We start from the raw sequence: 18,688 nt of genomic DNA on the forward strand, positions 1-18,688 counted from the left end.
TTCGTTTAATGAATTTGGGTGCGCTAATATAAACTAAAATTCGATGACTCCAAATGGTGTCACACAATAGTTCAGTCGAATATCGGTTTCTTGCATGTCGTCAATAACTTCTTCAGGATCAAAGTAAGACAAACCAATTTTAATCACTTCTTCTTTGCATTCGCCTAAGAATTGATCATAAAAACCTTTGCCGTAACCTACTCGATTTCCTTTTTTGTCAAAAGCCAATAAAGGAACAAAAACCACATCAATTTTGTGAACCGGAACTTCTAATCCATCAACAGGTTCTGGAATGCCATAGTCATTGGTTTTAATTTTAGTGTTGTCAGTTAATAAGTAATGGGTCATTTTGAGGGTTTCAAAATTTGACCTTGAGATTACGATTTCTTTATCTCTTCCTGCCAGAACTTGAAGTAAAAATTCGGTATTGATCTCTTTTTGTGACTCAATTGGAAGGAACAAATGAAAATAGGTCTTTTCCCAAATTGGTAAATACAAACAGTGATTGGCAATTGCCAAACTATCATTCATAATTTCGTCAAAGGTTAATTCTTTACGGAGTGTTTTGTACTTGGTACGGAGTTCGGATTTATTCATAGTGATTATTTTTACAATCTGCTCAGAGATGCACGGCAAATGTACTTTAAAAATGAAACTTATTTGTAAATTTGAAACAACTCTTAATGCATAATCAATTCATGTTGACTTCCCTCGAACTTCAAATCCAGACACTACCTGATAACCCGGGTGTATACCAGTATTTTGATAAAGAAGGTAAGATTTTGTACGTTGGTAAAGCTAAAAATCTAAGAAAAAGGGTATCGTCCTATTTTAATAAGGTTCACGATACTGCTAAGACTAATGTTTTGGTCAAGAAAATTGTTGAAATAAGACATATTGTTGTTCCAACTGAAACCGATGCGTTGCTGCTTGAAAATAATCTCATCAAGAAGTTGCAACCACGTTATAATGTCTTGTTGAAAGACGACAAGACATATCCTTGGATTTGTATCAAAAATGAACCTTTTCCTCGCATCTTTTCTACAAGAAAAATGATTAAAGATGGATCGGAATACTTCGGACCATACACGAGTTTCAAAACGGTACATACCATTTTGGATTTGATCAAAGAATTGTATCCGCTTCGTACGTGTAATTTTGACTTAAGTCGCTCCAATATCAATAGTGGTAAGTTCAAAGTTTGTCTTGAATATCATATAGGGAATTGCAAAGGACCATGTGAAGGTTTAGAAACTCAAGAACATTATCAAAATCAAGTTAATGCAATTCGTGAAATCCTTAAAGGGAATTTCAAGGAAAGTTTGAAAGACTTCAAAAAATTAATGACGGATTTAGCAATGGATATGCAGTTTGAACAAGCACAGAAAATCAAAGAAAAAATCGAAGTGCTGGAAAATTATCAAGCTAAATCGACAATTCTGAATCCAAAATTGTCAAATATTGATGTGTTTTCAATTGTTTCAGATGAAGCGATGGCCTATGTGAATTTCCTGCAAATATCTCATGGTGCTATTGTACGTTCGCATACTATGGAATTGAAAAAGAAGTTGGAAGAGACGGATGAAGAATTACTCGAATTGGCTATTGTAGAGCTTCGGGAACGTTTTCATTTGAACTCGAAAGAAATTGTTCTACCATTTGAATTGGATTTCGGAGAAAAAATTAAAGTTACCGTTCCGAAATTGGGAGACAAAAAACAAATTTTGGATTTATCCGAGCGTAACGCCAAATACTATCGTCTAGATCAGTTGAAACAAATTAAAATTGTGGATCCAGATAGGCATACCAATCGCATTATGGCGCAAATGCAGAAGGATTTACGACTTTCGTCGGAGCCGCGTCATATTGAATGTTTCGATAATTCGAATATTCAAGGAACCAACCCGGTTTCGGCATGTGTAGTGTTCAAAGATGGAAAGCCAAGTAAGAAAGATTATCGTCATTTCAATATAAAAACCGTGGAAGGACCGAATGATTTTGCATCGATGGAAGAAGTCGTGTACCGTAGATACAAGCGCATGCTGGATGAGAAAGAATCTTTGCCACAATTAATTATTATTGATGGTGGTAAAGGACAGCTTTCTTCTGCATTAAAAAGTCTGGATGATTTGGGATTAAGAGGGAAAATTGCCATAATCGGTATTGCAAAACGATTGGAGGAAATTTTTTACCCAGGCGATTCGGTGCCTTTGTATTTAGATAAGAAGTCGGAAACATTAAAAACGATTCAACATTTGCGAAATGAAGCACATCGTTTCGGAATTACCTTTCATAGAGATAAAAGAAGCAAAGCTGCACTTAATTCCACATTGGAATTAATCCCCGGTATTGGAGAAAAAACGATGCTAACGTTACTAAAACATTTCAAAAGTGTTAAAAGAATTAAAGAAGCATCGGAAAAGGATATTTCCGATGTTGTAGGAGTTTCAAAAGCCAAAAAAATTTCCGAATTTTATAAGATAAATAATACATCCCAATAAATGAGAACTCTTCTCCTAGTAATACTCGTTTTTTTTTGTAGCAATCTGTATGCTCAAGACACAATCAAGAAGCCAAAAATCGGATTGGTTTTAAGTGGAGGAGGCGCCAAAGGATTAGCACATATCGGTGTTTTAAAAGAAATTGAAAAAGCGGGTATTAAGATAGATTATATCGGTGGTACAAGCATGGGAGCTATAGTGGGAGGATTGTATGCTTCTGGTTATACTGCCGATGAATTGGATTCTATTTTTAGAAACTTGGATTCAGATGCTATTATTCAAGATATTATCCCAAGAGGCAATAAAACATTCTATGAGAAAAATAATGATGAGGTGTATGCGCTAACACTTCCTTTTCAAAAGTTGAAAATTACCGTACCTAAAGGGTTTTCAAAAGGATTGTATAACTATAATTTATTTAGTAAACTAACTCATAATTATCGTCATATTCGCGATTTTAATCAGCTTAAGATTCCTTTTTTGTGTGTAGCTACCGATGTTGAAACGGGTAAAGGTGTTGTGTTTCGTGAAGGATCATTACCGATGTGTCTGGCTGCAAGCGGTGCTTTTCCGTCATTATTCTCGCCGGTAAAAATTGATGGAAAGTATTATATCGATGGGGGTGTGGTTAATAATTACCCAATTGAAGAAGTAAAAGCAATGGGCGCCGATATTATTATTGGGGTAGATGTTCAAGACGGCTTGAAAGACATCAACAATATAAGTGGTGCAACTGGGGTTTTGGTTCAGATTTCCAATTTTAAAACATTGGAAAATATGGACAAGAAAAAAGCAATGACTGATATTTACATCAAACCGAATATTCAAGGGTTCTCTGTGATTTCTTTTGATTTGGGTGAAATTATTATCAAGAATGGTGAACAAGCTGCTCAAAATGTATCGGATCAACTAAAAGCTTTAGGGACAAATTATAAGACTGTGCCTTTAAAATCAGTTAAAAACGATAGTTTGTATTTGAGTGAGATTAATTTTGAAGGACATCGAAATTATACCCGTTCCTATTTTTTAGGAAAACTTCGTTTTAAACCCGGACACAAAATTAGTTATGATGACCTACGTAGTGGTGTAAATAATTTGAATGCAACCCAAAATTTTACATCAATACAGTATAAATTAGCTCAACAAGGAGATAAAGATGTTTTATTGGTAGATGTCCAGGAAAATCCAATCAAAACTTTTCTTAAACTGGGAGTACATTATGACGATTTGTTCAAATCGAATGCTCTGGTAAATATCACCAAAAAGAATTTGTTTTTTAAAAATGATGTTGGTTCCGTTGATTTTATAATTGGCGATAATATTCGTTACAATTTGGATTACTATATCGATAACGGTTTTCATTGGAGTTTTGGTTTGAAATCAGCCTTTGATCAATTTAATAAAACGAGTAACACAGATTTTAGAAATGGTGCCATTTTACAAGCATTGGGTAAGAAATCCATTGACTTAAGTTACCACAGCTTGTCAAATAAGGTGTATGTGCAGACTATTTTTGCTCAGAAATTTTTAATTGGAGGAGGATTGGAACATAATTTAATCAATATTGCTTCAAACGATGTAGATACTGCAATGGATATTGATAACAGCTCGTATTATTCCGCATTCGGGTTTTTGAAATTTGATTCCTTTACCAATAAATATTTTCCTAAAAAAGGATGGTATTTCTTTGGTGACTTTAAATCGTGTTTCTATTCCACCGATTATAACAATGATTTTTCCAAATTCTCCCTTTTTAAAGCGGATGTAGCCTTCGTTCATACTTTTTTTAAAAGGGTTTCTTTGAAAGTACAAACAGAAGGCGGTTTTACTGTTGGTGAAGGTATTAATCATATCAATGATTTTATTCTTGGCGGTTATGGTTTTAATGCGTTTAATAATTTTAAGCCTTTCTTCGGCTATAATTTTCTAGATTTACATGGTGACAGTTATGTAAAAGGAAGCGCTAGTGTCGATTATGAATTTGTGAAGAAAAACCATTTGAACTTTACCGCTAATTTTGCAAATATTGGAGACAAAATCTTCGACAACAGAGAGTGGTTTGTCAAACCAAATCATACGGGTTATGCGTTGGGCTATGGATTAGAAACTCTAATTGGCCCAATTGAAATGAAACATTCTTGGTCTCCAGATACAAGTAAACATTATACATGGTTTAGCGTTGGTTTTTGGTTCTAATGCTTTTTAATTGTTAAACATTGCTATAAAAAGGTGTTTTTTTAGGTATTTGTTTTTAAAAAAGTCTATTTTTGGGACACAAAAACAAACAAACATTAATTTTATGTCAATTTGGAAAAGAAAATCGATTACTCAACTTCTTTCGGAAGCTGATGAATCAGAAAAAGGATTAAAAAGAACGCTTTCTTCAAAAGCATTGGTTGCTTTAGGTATTGGGGCAATCATCGGGGCAGGGTTATTTTCATTAACGGGTATCGCAGCTGCTGAGAATGCCGGTCCTGCTGTGACTTTATCATTCGTTTTAGCGGCAGTTGGATGTGCTTTTGCTGGTTTGTGTTATGCGGAATTCGCATCAATGATACCAGTAGCTGGTAGTGCATACACCTACTCATATGCTACAATGGGTGAGTTTATGGCTTGGATTATAGGATGGGATCTTGTTTTAGAATATGCTTTGGGAGCTGCAACCGTTGGGGTGAGCTGGTCAAGATATTTCTTAGAGCTTATGAGTAAGTTCGGGATTCATCTTCCGCATGAATTTATTTGTTCTCCTTGGGAAAAATTAACTTTAAGTGATGGAACCGTTATTGATGGTGGTTTTATTAATCTACCTGCAGTAATAATTGTCTCTTTGCTTTCATTATTGTTGATTAGAGGTACAAAAGAATCAGCTTCTTTAAATAACTTCTTGGTAATCCTTAAAGTATCAGTGGTTATTTTATTCATTGTTTTAGGATGGAGTTATATTAACGAAGCAAACTATACTCCTTATATTCCTGAAAATACAGGTGTAAAAGGACAATTTGGTTGGTCAGGTATTGCTGCTGGAGCTGCAACAGTTTTCTTTGCTTTTATTGGTTTTGATGCAGTATCCACTGCTGCACAGGAAGCTAAAAATCCTCAAAAAGGTATGCCTATAGGTATCTTAGGGTCGTTGGTTGTATGTACTATTTTGTACGTATTATTTGCTCACGTAATGACGGGATTAGTGCCGTATTATAAGTTTGCAGGTGATGCCAAACCAGCCGCTACAGCTTTTGCTGTAACAGGTTATGATTTCCTTCAAAATGGATTAATTATCGCTATTCTTGCAGGATATACTTCGGTAATGCTTGTTATGTTGATGGGACAAAGCCGTGTATTCTATACCATGAGTACTGATGGTTTATTGCCTAAATTCTTCGGTGAAATTCATCCTAAATACAGAACGCCATGGAAAACCAATCTTTTCTTCTTAGTGTTCGTTAGTATTTTTGCTGGTTTTGTTCCGGTATCTGATTTAGGTCACATGGTAAGTATAGGAACATTGTTGGCATTCGTGTTAGTTTGTATAGGAGTATTAGTAATGCGTAAGAAAATGCCAGATGTGCCAAGAGCATTCAAAACACCTTTAGTGCCTTTCGTGCCAATTGCGGGTGTGGTGGTTTGTTTGTACTTGATGTATTCACTTCCTTTGGAGAGCTGGCTTCGTCTAGTTGTCTGGATGGGTATTGGTGTTGCTTTCTATTTCCTTTACGGTAAAAAGAATAGTAAACTAAATAATGGTGGAGAATAAATAATTTAATCACCAACATAATATAAATCCCAAACTAATAATTTGGGATTTTTTTGTTTCAATAACTAAGAGATTTTTCCGATATTTGTGCTATATGAAAACCACTTTTAAAGGTTTATTAGCCCATTTGAAGTTCCTCATCAAGAGAAATCCTGAATGAGAAAAGGTTCTTTTTGATTTATAGTAGTGTTTTGGTTAACCGACTTAAAACATTAAGTTTTACACTTTAAAATAAAAGAAGATGCCATTTTATCATAAACTAGGAAAAATACCCTATAAAAGACATATCCAATTCCGTAAAGAAAACGGGGATTTGTACTACGAGCAATTGTTCGGTACTATTGGATTTGACGGAATGTCAACCAATATGTATCATGAAAACCGACCTACTCAGGTTAAGGAAATCAGAAAACAATATTCAATTGCGCCTAAAATAGCCAAAGCAAATAATATTCAATCGTATAGACTTCGTGGGTTTCAAGTGGAGCCAACTGATGATTTTTTGGAAAGCCGAAAAATTGTTTTGACGAATTCCGACTGTCATATCGCATTGGCTGCGCCTAAAAAATCGACAACTGATTATTTTTATAAAAATACAGATTCCGATGAGGTGATTTTCATTCATCGAGGTACCGGTAAATTAAGAACCATGCTGGGGAATTTGGATTTCAAGTATGGTGATTATTTGGTTATTCCTCGCGGAATGATTTATAAAATCGATTTCGATACCGAGGACAATCGTTTGTTTATTGTTGAGTCACACCGTCCGGTTTATACTCCAAAACGTTACCGTAACTGGTTCGGTCAATTGTTGGAACATTCACCGTTTTGTGAACGTGATATTCGTCGTCCTGAGGAATTGGAAACCAATAATGAAAAAGGGGATTTCATGATCAAAGTAAAAAAGAAAGATGAAATTTTTGAAATGATTTATGCAACCCACCCATTCGATGTAATTGGGTATGATGGTTTTAATTATCCTTATGCATTATCAATTCATGATTTCGAACCCATTACAGGACGTATTCATCAACCGCCTCCGGTGCACCAAACCTTCGAAACCGATGCGTTTGTGATCTGTTCTTTTGTACCACGTTTGTATGACTATCATCCTGAATCAATTCCAGCGCCTTATAATCATAGTAATATTGATAGTGATGAGGTGTTGTATTATGTCGATGGTGATTTTATGAGTCGTAATGATATTGAAGCGGGTCATATATCGTTACACCCGGCTGGAATTCCACACGGACCGCATCCTGGTGCTACCGAAAGAAGTATCGGAAAAACGGAAACGCAAGAATTGGCTGTCATGGTTGATACTTTTAAGCCTTTGATGGTTACTGAAGATGCTATGAAAATTGCCGATGAGAAATACTACCAATCTTGGTTGGATTAATAAATTATACACAACTTTTGACAAATTGACTTTGTCTTAAAATATAGAATATCATGTCACAAGAAATAAAATCAGTAGAATACGGATTAGAAAAAATATTTGAAGGAGCACAAGATTTCCTTCCGTTATTAGGAACAGATTATGTTGAGTTTTACGTTGGTAACGCGAAACAAGCAGCGCATTTTTATAAAACTGCTTTTGGTTTTCAGTCATTGGCTTATGCTGGATTGGAAACTGGAGTGAAAGACAGAGCTTCCTATGTGTTGAAGCAAGATAAAATACGTTTAGTGTTGACAACAGCATTGAATAGTGATTCGCCAATCGGTGAACATGTGAAAAAGCATGGTGACGGTGTTAAAGTGATTGCGCTTTGGGTTGAAGATGCACGTTCGGCATTTGAAGAAACTACGAAGCGTGGGGCAAAACCTTATTTCGAACCAAAAGTAGAAACAGACGAGAATGGTGAAGTGGTTCGTGCTGGTATTTATGGTGCTTACGGGGAAACAGTCTTTATTTTTGTGGAGCGTAAAAATTATAACGGCATCTTTTTACCCGGATACAATGAGTGGAAATCTGATTACAATCCAGAACCGGTTGGTTTAAAGTATATCGACCACATGGTTGGAAATACGGGTTGGAACAGAATGAATGAAGCGGTGAAATGGTTTGAAGATGTGATGGGATTTGTGAATTTTCTTTCCTTTGACGATAAACAAATTACTACCGAATATTCGGCTTTGATGTCTAAGGTAATGTCAAATGGTAACGGGAGAATTAAATTTCCAATTAACGAACCAGCTCATGGGAAAAAGCGTTCTCAAATTGAAGAATATTTAGATTTTTATGAAGATGAAGGTGTACAGCATATTGCCATTGCTACCGATGATATCATTTCTACTGTTGCCGAAATGCGTGCAAGAGGAATCGAATTTTTGAGTACACCACCACAAGCTTACTATGATGCAATTCCTGAAAGATTAAAAGATCATATGTCTAAATTCAAAGAAGATATTAATGAACTTCAGAAATTAGGGATTATGATTGATGCCGATGAAGAAGGTTATTTGTTGCAAATTTTTACTAAACCGGTTGAGGATAGGCCAACACTTTTCTTCGAAATTATTCAAAGAATGGGTGCCAAAGGTTTTGGTGCTGGTAATTTTAAGGCTTTGTTTGAATCTATAGAAAGAGAACAAGCAATCAGAGGAACATTATAATTGTTTAAGAATATTCAAAAAAATCCGGAAAATGCAATTTTCCGGATTTTTTGCATTTTGTAAGGGCTTGATTTTGAGTTATTTTCGAAATTGGTGTTTTGAATTTGTTAAATTAGTATTAATAAAAAATGATTTTTATTGAAGAATCATCAAAAGAAAACGTTGTAGTACCTTTTATTTTGATAAAAATATGTTAAAGTTGATTTTTTGTTAGATAAAATTAAAAACCCGCTATATATTTGCATCAGAATTCTAAGGGGTGGTTCCCTTTGAATTTTGATAAATTTTCATAATTTATAGTTTTTTGGTTGGTTAATAGCATAAAAACTCAGTTAGCAATGACTGGGTTTTTTTGTTTTTTATTACTTTTGGAATGGAAATTGTATTCTCTTTAGAAAACATAAATCCCAAAGAAATGAAAATAAGACTATTATTCTTCTCGTTGCTTTTCTCAATAACGGCAATCGCTCAAAAACCCACTGCTTTTGATGTTGGTGAATGGTTTAAATTCAGAATCCATTATGGTGTGGTAAATGCAGGTTATGCAACACTCGAAGTGAAAGAGGCGACTCGTAATAATAAAAAGGTTTTTTATGCAGTTGGACACGGGTATACTTCCGGAATGTCTCGTTTCTTTTTTAAAGTAGATGACCATTACCAAAGTCAGTTTGATAAAGAAACCACGAAACCTTATCAATACTTAAGAAAAATTGATGAAGGAGGCTATACTAAAAACCAGGAAGGCTTTTTTAACCAAGATAAAAATACGGTTTTAGTTAAAGACTATAAGAACGATACCGAAAAAACCTTTAGCGTTACCGAAAACGTTCAGGATATCATGTCTTCCTTCTATTATCTGAGAAATCATCCTAAAATCGATAAATTGACTGTTGGTGAATCGATTATAATAGATATGTTTTTTGATAATGAAATCTATAAGTTCAAATTGAAATTTGTTGGACGTGAAACCATCAGAACAAAATTCGGAAAAGTAAAAGCTATGGTGTTTCGTCCATTGGTGCAATCTGGAAGAGTTTTTAAAGAGCAGGAAAGTTTGACGGTTTGGATTTCAGATGACGAAAATAAGATACCTTTGCGTATTAAAGCCAGCTTGGCCGTTGGTTCGCTTAAAGCAGATTTAGATGCTTTTAAAGGATTGAAAAATCCGTTCATGATAATAAAAGAGTAAAGTAATGAGTGATTATTCAGGATTAGTAAACGAAATTGATCAAAAATACAAAGAGTTAAACCAAAAAACAGAAGCGTATCTTGAAGGATTGCTTTGGTCGAAACCCATTACGTATTGGGATTATATTCAAACCGATGCCTTGTTGAACCTTCAAGTGCAAAGAACTACATTGCCGGATGAAAACATTTTCATTATGTACCATCAGGTTAATGAATTGTTGTTCAAGATGATTCTTTGGGAAATCAAACAAGTGGCTCATTCTGAAAAATTAACTACCGAATTCTTTGCTGAGCGTTTAATGCGTATCAGTCGTTACTTTGATATGTTGACCACCTCTTTTACCATTATGGGAGATGGAATGGAAGTGGAACAATATATGAAATTCAGACATACTTTAACACCGGCAAGCGGATTCCAAAGTGCGCAATATCGAATGATCGAATTTTGTTCTACTGATCTGATTAATTTAATCGATTATCGTTTTAGAGCAACGATAGATAGAGATACCCCGTATACACATGCTTTTGAACATTTGTATTGGCAAGCAGCCGGAAAAGATTATCAAACAGGTCAAAAATCGTATTTCTTGCAACAGTTTGAAGAAAAATATAAAGTAGAGTTCCTTCGTATTATGGAGGAATATAATACCATCAATCTTTGGCGTAAATTCAAAGAGCTTCCAGAAGCTGACCAGCAAAATCCAGAATTAGTAAAAGCAATGCGTCATTATGATTATACGGTAAATATAACGTGGGTAATGGGGCATTATAATGCAGCCAAAAAGTACATTGATAATGGTAAAGGTGATGGAGAAGCGACTGGTGGTAGCGACTGGAAAAAATATATGCATCCAAGATACCAACGACGAATTTTCTTCCCTGAGCTTTGGTCAGAACAAGAATTAGCGTCTTGGGGTGAGAATATTTAAAATTTTCTTATATTAGCTTTCATATCTCTTTTATCCACTTTTTTGTTCGGATAATGCTAAATAAAGCTCCTTTTGAAGAAATACATCCTTTTTTTGATTGTTACATTTTTAACAGTTTCCTGTAAAAATGATAAAGTTGAAGTGGTTCGGCCTATAAAAAAGCCAGAGCCTATAGTATATGACTTTGGTTTTAAACTGAATGATTATTCTGTGGTTCGGGATACTATCAAAAAAGAAGATACTTTTGGAAGTATTCTTGAAAAACAAAATCTAAACGGGAAACAAGTTCATGAAATTATCAGTAAAGTAAAAGATACTTTTAATGTTCGTATTATGCGGTTGGGTAAACCTTATACCCTGTTGCGAACTAAAGATAAAACTAAGAAGCTTCAATACTTTATTTACCAACCGGATCAGTTAAGTTATTATATAGTTGATTTCACCGATTCTATTGTGAAAGCTTCAAAAAAAATAAAACCGGTTACTTTTAGAAGACGCACTATTGCTGGTGAATTGAACGGTTCACTTTCGGAAACATTAAAAAATGAGGGAGTAGCGGCTTCATTATCGTCTAAATTAACCAATGTTTATAAATGGTCAATTGACTTCTTTAAGTCTAAAAAAGGAGATAAATTTGCGGTTACTTTTACCGAACGCTATATCAATGATTCGATTTATGACGGTGTAGATTCTTTAGAATGTGCCTTTTTTGAATACAAAGGAAAGCGAGTGTATGCATTTCCTTTCAAGCAATCACCAAAGGATAGAATTGAATACTATGATGAAGAAGGCAAAGCATTAAAAAATTTCTTCTTGAAAGCACCTTTGAAATCGATTAATATAACTTCTCGATTTTCGAAAAGACGTTTTCATCCAGTGCAAAAATTCTTCAAACCACATAATGGTACCGATTATGCTGCACCACATGGAACTCCCATAATGTCAACCGCAAACGGTGTGGTGGAATTGGCGGGTTATACTGCTGGAAACGGGAATCATGTGAAAGTCAAACATGATAAAACCTATTCAACCCAATATTTGCATATGTCTCGAATTTTAGTTCGACGTGGACAAAGAGTAAGACAAGGTCAAATTATTGGTAAAGTAGGTAGTACCGGCTTGGCTTCTGGACCACATGTGTGTTATCGTTTTTGGAAAAATGGCAAACAAGTCGATGCTTTAAAGTTGAAACTGCCAAACTCTACTCCAATGAATGCAGCGAATAAACCCCGATATTTGACTTTTATCGAACCTCTGAAAAGAGAATTGGATAGTGTAGCCGGTGCGCAATAAGTGGTATGAACTTGTCGAAACAGTGAATTGTATAAGTTTTCTATACTATAACGTTTTCGCTTTAAAAACTTCGTTAGAAGTTGATTTTGTTGGTAATTTATCAAAAGCAAAATTGTAAATTCGCTATTCAATAGTTTGAAAAAACAGAAATTATGCCGTTACCTTCTATCAATCCTTCCGAAACTTCTGCTTGGGAAAAGCTCAGAGAGCATTTTGCAGAAACGCAATATGTAGACATGCAAGAGTTGTTTGCAATTGACAATCAAAGAACAGAAAAATTCCATATTCAATGGGGGAAATTTTTGTTGGATTATTCCAAGAATAAAATCAACCAGACAACAATGGATTTGCTTTTGGAACTTGCTGAAGAGGTTGGTTTGCAAAAAGCGATAGAAGCTCAGTTTTCCGGTGAGCCTATCAATCAGACCGAAAATCGCGCTGTTTTGCATACCGCATTGCGAGCTAATGAGAATGATGTTTTTTTAGTTGACGGTCACAATGTAATCCCGGAAATTTTCGAAGTAAAAAAGAAGATGCGTGCTTTTTCTGAAGAAATAATTTCAGGCAATCGAAAAGGATTTACTGGTAAAGCATTTACAGATATTGTTAATATAGGAATAGGCGGATCAGATTTAGGTCCGGCAATGGTGGTAGAAGCACTTCAGTTTTACAAAAATCATCTGAACGTTCATTTCGTATCCAATGTTGATGGAGATCATGTTCGAGAAATTATAAAGAAACTCAATCCTGAAACCACATTGTTTGTTGTGGCCTCCAAAACATTTACAACTCAGGAAACACTTTCCAATGCAGAAACCATTCGATCGTGGTTTTTACAATCAGCACAGCAAAAAGATGTGGCAAAACACTTTGTCGCTGTGTCCACAAATATTCAAAAAGTAACGGATTTTGGAATTCACCCCGATAATATCTTTCCGATGTGGGATTGGGTTGGAGGACGATTTTCGTTATGGAGCGCTGTTGGTTTGACAATTAGTTTGGCAGTCGGTTTTGATCACTTTGAAGCGCTTTTGTCTGGTGCAAATGCGATGGATACGCATTTTAAAACGACATCTTTCGATAAAAATATGCCTGTAGTTTTGGCATTATTGAGTGTTTGGTACAATAATTTTCATGGTGCTGAAAGCGAAGCGTTGATTCCGTATACTCAGTATTTACAAAAATTGGCACCCTACTTGCAACAAGGAATTATGGAAAGTAATGGGAAAAGTGTAGGACGCAATGGATATCCTGTAAATTATCAAACAGGAACCATTATTTGGGGAGAGCCAGGAACCAATTCCCAACACGCTTTTTTTCAATTGATTCATCAAGGAACCAAATTGATTCCGACAGACTTTATTGGGTTTAAGAAGTCTTTGTATGGAGATAAATCACATCACGATAAATTAATGTCGAATTTCTTTGCTCAAACCGAAGCTTTATTGAACGGTAAATCGGCTGAACAAGTTGAAAATGAATTCCAACAGTTGGGTTTTTCGGAAGAAAAAGCAGCGGCTTTACTGCCATTTAAGGTTTTTCTTGGGAACAAACCAACCAATACATTATTGATTGATTCGTTGACACCTGAAACCTTGGGAGCTTTGATTGCTTTGTATGAACATAAAATATTTGTGCAAGGTGTGGTTTGGAATATCTATAGTTATGATCAATGGGGTGTAGAATTAGGTAAACAATTGGCTACTACAATTTTAGAAGAAATTAACAGTTCTGAGGTAAAAAAGCATGATTCTTCGACTGAATTTTTATTGAAGAATTATTTAATAAACTGACAATTAGTTAAATTTAACTCTGAAATTTATTTAAAATCGGCTAATAATTGCCGATTTTTTTGTTTTTAATGAATTTTGTTTAAAGGTATGCCTGCATAATGTTAACATTAACTTAACATTGGACTTGATTATTTGTTACAATTTTGCCTAAACAAAAAATTTAAACATCACAAATGAGAAACATGAAAAATTGGTTTTTAGTGACTTTCTTTTTCCTAAGCATTTCGTCTGTATTTGCTCAAGGTAAAATCTCTGGAGTAGTTCAAGATAAAGTTGGACCACTTCCGGGAGCAAACGTTGTTATTCAAGGAACAACAACTTCTGTGTCTACTGGCTTTGACGGTAGTTTCACTTTAAATTCTTCAAAAGCAACAGGTGTGCTTGTTGTGTCTTACTTAGGGTATCAAACTCAAAAAGTTGAATTTTCAATTGTAGGTAGTTCTACAAACTTAGGAACTATTGTTTTACAAGACGAAAGCAATCAATTAGGTGAGGTTGTTGTTACTTCTACAGTAATAGACGTAGCAAAAGATAGAAAAACTCCGGTTGCAGTATCTACAATTAAAGCAGCTGAAATCAGAGAAAAATTAGGTTCACAGGAATTTCCTGAAATCTTAGCTACTACTCCTTCAGTTTATGCTACTAAATCAGGTGGTGGTTTCGGAGATGCAAGAGTTACCATTCGTGGATTCGACCAAAGAAACATTGCGGTTATGATTAATGGTGTTCCGGTTAATGATATGGAAAACGGATCGGTTTTCTGGAGTAACTGGGCTGGTTTATCAGATGTAACTTCAGCTATGCAGGTGCAAAGAGGTTTAGGTTCTTCAAAATTGGCTATCTCCTCAGTGGGTGGTACAATTAATATTATTACTAGAAGTGCTGATACTAAAGAAGGAGGATCTATTTCTGCGACAATTGGTAATGATAACTATATCAAAACTTTAGCTTCTTACTCAACAGGTAAGATGAAAAATGGTCTTTCAGCTTCTATTTTGTTAAGTAACACAATGGGTGACGGATATGTTGATGGAACTAAATTTGAAGGTCAAAATTATTTTATTGGATTTGGATATGAAATCAATGAAAAACATGACTTACAATTTACTTTTACAGGTGCACCACAATGGCATCACCAAAGAAGTTTTGCAAACCACTTAGGTTCATATATTAAATTTGGAAACCCAGCAGAAAATACACCAAACATCAAATACAACTCTGATTGGGGTCATTTGAATGGAAGAGAATTTTCTTGGGCAAGAAATTTCTACCACAAACCGGTTGCATCATTGAACTACGATTGGAAAATCAATGATAAAATGAAATTATCTTCTGTATTCTACGGTTCTTGGGGTCGTGGTGGAGGAACAGGAAATATCGGTAGATCTCCTTTTGCTTTCAAAACAGTTAATGGTTTAGTACCTTTTAATGACTTTTACGCATACAACACTGGTACTTATAACGCTGCTACAAGAGAAGCTTTCTACGGAGGAACAGGAAATACAGGTATTATTTCTGGGCCTTCTAATTTAGCACCAACAAACGGTGAACAAATTACAAGCCGTACTGCTGGTTTTACAAGAAGAGCTTCTATTAACTCTCACGACTGGTATGGTGGAGTAGTTAACTTGAATACTAAATTGAATGATAAATTGACTTTAGATTTTGGTTTAGATGCAAGAACTTATATCGGGTACCATTTTAGAAATGTGAGTAACAGATTAGGTGCTGATGGTTATTTTGATAATAGAGATATCAATAATCCAAATCGTTTCTTGTATGAAACCTATGCTGCAACTCCAAGTTTCAACCCTTTTGCTAATGTAAAAGATCAGGAAAAAATCGAATACAATAACAATGGATTCGTAAAATGGTACGGAGCTTTCACTCAGTTAGAGTATACAAATGATAAATTATCTGCATTCTTTCAAGGTGCTATTTCTCAGCAAGGTTTCAAAAGAGAAGATACATTCGTTTACTTAAGTTCAGACGACCTTTATATGACAGACTATGAAAATATTCTTGGTGGTAATGTTAAAGGTGGTGTAAATTACAACATCAACGATCAAATGAATGTTTTTGCAAATGCAGGTTATTATTCAAAACAACCTTTCTTTAATGCTGTTTATCCAAACAACCAATCTATTGTTGCTGGAAATCTTACGAATGAAAAGATTTTAGGTCTTGAAGCAGGTTACGGTTACCGTTCTCCTAAATTCAATGCTAATTTGAATGCATACTATACTTCATGGAAAGATAGATTCCAACGTTCAACTGACGCTGCTCCAGATAACGTAGGTGGATATTATAACTTCTCTGGTATTGAAGAAATTCACGCTGGTTTAGAATTGGATATCAATGCAAAACCGTTGCCTAGATTAGGTATTACTGCAATGGCGTCTTTGGGTGATTGGAAATACAAAGGAAACAGTTTAAGTCAAAGATTTGATGCAAACAATGATCCGGTTGCGGGTGGAACAGCGACAACGTTATTCCTTGACGGAGTTAAAGTGGGTGACGTAGCGCAATGGACAGCTAGTTTTGGTGCTAACTACGAAGTTGTAGATAATTTGAAAGTTGATGCAACGTACAGATTTGCAGATAAATTATATGCAAGTATTGATCCAGCAAGATTTACAGCTGAAGATAATAAAGGTACTTTATTGTTGCCAAGTTATGGTTTAGTGGATGCAGGGTTGTCTTTAAAAGTTAACAGAACTAAAGGAAGTAAAGATTCTTTCAACTTCAGAATTAACGTTAATAACCTTTTAAATGAAGTGTATATTGCTGAATCTAGAACTAATCAATTCGTTGCAACTGAGGCAGAGTTTAATGCTGGAACGGGTGACGGTAGAGGTGTTTTGCAAAATGGTTCAATAGTTAATCAACCTTTATTAGGTGCTGGTGAAGGTAGATATGCTACTTACCAAGATTACTTAGCTAAAGGTACTTATGATGGTGTTGATTCAAGAAACCAGGTTTTCTTCGGTTTCGGAAGAACATGGAACTTCTCTTTGAGATACGATTTCTAATCATTACAAAGTGTATATATCAAAACCATCTGTTCAGGCAGATGGTTTTGTTTTTTTTGGCTATATTTGTTTTAAACTAAAACTATCAAAATGTACGAATTTATACAAAAATTTCACTCAGGCTGGGCTTATTTGGCTCTTCTGTTATTATTGGTTGCTGTTTTGAACAGTGCTTCAGGTTTTTTTGGAAAGAAAGAATTTACTGCTAAAGATCGAAAAATTTCTCTATTCGGATTGATTGCAGCGCATATTCAACTTTTAGTTGGATTGATCTTGTATTTTGTTTCGCCTTTAGGTCACGCTTTGTTGGGCGAAATGAAAGATGCAGCAGTACGTTTAACTTCTCTGGAACATCCATTGATTAATGTTATTGCTTTGGTTTTGATTACTATCGGTTGGTCAAAACATAAAAGACAAGCTGAGAGTGCTGCTAAATTCAAATCGATTCTTGTTTTCTTTGGATTGGGATTGGTTCTAATTTTAAGTAGAATTCCATGGTCTCTATGGTTCTAAAATAAAGCAAAAGTCCTTTAATTAGGGCTTTTTGTTTTTTAGGTATGGTATTTGATTAAAGAGGTGTGATGTTAAATAAAACTGATATGATAAATAGAATTTTACTGGTAATTACCACATCGATAGCTGTAATGCTGATTTCAAATTTCTCCTTTAGAAAATTTGACAAAAAAAATTATGCTTTTTCTCAAGTTCAGGATACTGTAAAAAATGATACCATCGATAGCCTAACTATTGATAGCCTTTCAATAGAAGAAGGATTGTACAACTATAAATTGTACAAAAGCAATGCGCATGCTTCCTATTATTCCAATAAATTCAATGGAAGAAAGACGGCAAGTGGTGAACGCTTCAATAATAAAAAATTTACTGCCGCACACCGCAAATTTAAATTCGGAACGCTTTTAAGGATTACTAACCTTCGTAATGGAAAACACGTTTTGGTGAAAGTCAATGATAGAGGCCCTCATGTGAGAAGCCGTGAAATTGATTTATCGAGGGCTGCTTTTATGTTTTTGGCTACAAATAAAGCCGGAGGCGAAATGCGTGTAAAAATAGAAATTGCTCAAAAGAAAGAATGATTTACCAACTTTGGTAAGGGTTATTGCTTAAATAGGCATTATAATACTTTTCATCGCCAGTAACTTCATCTCCTAACCAATCTGGTTTGTAAAAGGGTTCGTTTTCTTCTTTTAGCTCGATTTCAGCTATAATTAAGCCATTATTTTCTCCTGAGAACACATCAACCTCATATATATGATTTTGGGCTGGAATTTCGTACCTAATTTTATCTATAATTCCTTTTTCACATAAAGTAAGCAATTGTTCAGCATCAGCAATTGGTATTTCTGTTTCCCATTCGAGTCTTGACGTGCCAGATTCGTTTCCTTTGCCTTTTATGGTCAAATACCCTTTTTGATCTTTAATTCGAATTCTGACTGTTCGTTCAGGATTTGAATTCAGATAACCTTGAACTATTCTGTTTTGTGTAACTGCCAAATCTATGAAAGCAGTGTTGGTAACTAAAAATTTACGTTCTATTTCAATCATACGATAAAGGTATTAAATTTGT

At 34.9% G+C, this 18,688-nt stretch carries 14 protein-coding genes; 12 read left to right on the top strand and 2 right to left on the bottom strand.

Translation table 11 applies throughout. The features are described from left to right. Window positions 1-33: 33 nt before the first annotated feature. The gene (locus ACS8MM_RS14185) at window positions 34-597 is read right to left on the bottom strand and encodes a 5-formyltetrahydrofolate cyclo-ligase (RefSeq protein ID WP_379718067.1); all 564 of its coding nucleotides are present in this window, start codon (window positions 595-597) and stop codon (window positions 34-36) included. Window positions 598-698: 101 nt separating this feature from the next. Between ACS8MM_RS14185 and uvrC the strand changes: the two genes are divergently transcribed. The 12 genes from uvrC (at window position 699) to ACS8MM_RS14245 (ending at window position 18,197) form a co-directional block, all read left to right on the top strand. Continuing rightward, window positions 699-2,501 carry an excinuclease ABC subunit UvrC gene (gene uvrC / locus ACS8MM_RS14190; RefSeq protein ID WP_379719031.1) on the top strand — a complete coding sequence of 601 codons (1,803 nt, stop codon included), beginning with the start codon at window positions 699-701 and terminating at the stop codon, window positions 2,499-2,501. Next, a complete protein-coding gene (locus tag ACS8MM_RS14195; protein ID WP_379718070.1) occupies window positions 2,502-4,697 on the top strand; it encodes a patatin-like phospholipase family protein in 2,196 nt (731 codons plus the stop codon). Window positions 4,698-4,800: 103 nt separating this feature from the next. Continuing rightward, a complete protein-coding gene (locus tag ACS8MM_RS14200; protein WP_379718072.1) occupies window positions 4,801-6,252 on the top strand; it encodes an amino acid permease in 1,452 nt (483 codons plus the stop codon). 241 nt (window positions 6,253-6,493) lie between these two features. Next, window positions 6,494-7,651: a homogentisate 1,2-dioxygenase gene (locus ACS8MM_RS14205; protein ID WP_379718074.1), complete on the top strand. Its 1,158-nt coding sequence runs from the start codon at window positions 6,494-6,496 to the stop codon at window positions 7,649-7,651. A 53-nt stretch (window positions 7,652-7,704) separates the two neighbouring features. Continuing rightward, window positions 7,705-8,868, top strand: coding sequence for a 4-hydroxyphenylpyruvate dioxygenase (gene hppD, locus ACS8MM_RS14210; protein ID WP_379718076.1), 1,164 nt, complete (start codon window positions 7,705-7,707; stop codon window positions 8,866-8,868). Window positions 8,869-9,283: 415 nt separating this feature from the next. Then, window positions 9,284-10,057 (top strand): DUF3108 domain-containing protein, encoded by a 774-nt coding sequence (locus ACS8MM_RS14215; protein ID WP_379718078.1) that lies wholly within the window; start codon window positions 9,284-9,286, stop codon window positions 10,055-10,057. 4 nt (window positions 10,058-10,061) lie between these two features. Beyond that, entirely contained in the window at window positions 10,062-10,985 is a 924-nt protein-coding gene (locus ACS8MM_RS14220) for a tryptophan 2,3-dioxygenase family protein (protein WP_379718080.1), read from the top strand. A gap of 72 nt (window positions 10,986-11,057) precedes the next feature. Continuing rightward, window positions 11,058-12,278 carry a M23 family metallopeptidase gene (locus ACS8MM_RS14225; protein WP_379718082.1) on the top strand — a complete coding sequence of 407 codons (1,221 nt, stop codon included), beginning with the start codon at window positions 11,058-11,060 and terminating at the stop codon, window positions 12,276-12,278. Window positions 12,279-12,430: 152 nt separating this feature from the next. Next, window positions 12,431-14,071, top strand: a complete 1,641-nt coding sequence (gene pgi / locus ACS8MM_RS14230) for a glucose-6-phosphate isomerase (RefSeq protein ID WP_379718084.1) — start codon at window positions 12,431-12,433, stop codon at window positions 14,069-14,071. A 173-nt stretch (window positions 14,072-14,244) separates the two neighbouring features. Further along, complete coding sequence (locus ACS8MM_RS14235; protein WP_379718086.1) at window positions 14,245-17,103, top strand: TonB-dependent receptor; 2,859 nt, start codon at window positions 14,245-14,247, stop codon at window positions 17,101-17,103. Between the two features lie 90 nt (window positions 17,104-17,193). Then, on the top strand, window positions 17,194-17,616 hold the full coding sequence (locus ACS8MM_RS14240; RefSeq protein WP_379718088.1) for a hypothetical protein: 423 nt from the start codon (window positions 17,194-17,196) through the stop codon (window positions 17,614-17,616). Window positions 17,617-17,702: 86 nt separating this feature from the next. After that, complete coding sequence (locus tag ACS8MM_RS14245; RefSeq protein WP_379718090.1) at window positions 17,703-18,197, top strand: septal ring lytic transglycosylase RlpA family protein; 495 nt, start codon at window positions 17,703-17,705, stop codon at window positions 18,195-18,197. 1 nt (window position 18,198) lies between these two features. On the opposite strand, the gene ACS8MM_RS14250 is transcribed toward ACS8MM_RS14245, so the two are convergent. Then, window positions 18,199-18,666 carry a CYTH domain-containing protein gene (locus ACS8MM_RS14250; protein ID WP_379718092.1) on the bottom strand — a complete coding sequence of 156 codons (468 nt, stop codon included), beginning with the start codon at window positions 18,664-18,666 and terminating at the stop codon, window positions 18,199-18,201. Window positions 18,667-18,688: the final 22 nt, after the last annotated feature.

The sequence above is a fragment of the Flavobacterium sp. MAHUQ-57 genome (assembly GCF_051908335.1).
In the GTDB taxonomy this organism is placed as follows: Bacteria; Bacteroidota; Bacteroidia; order Flavobacteriales; family Flavobacteriaceae; genus Flavobacterium.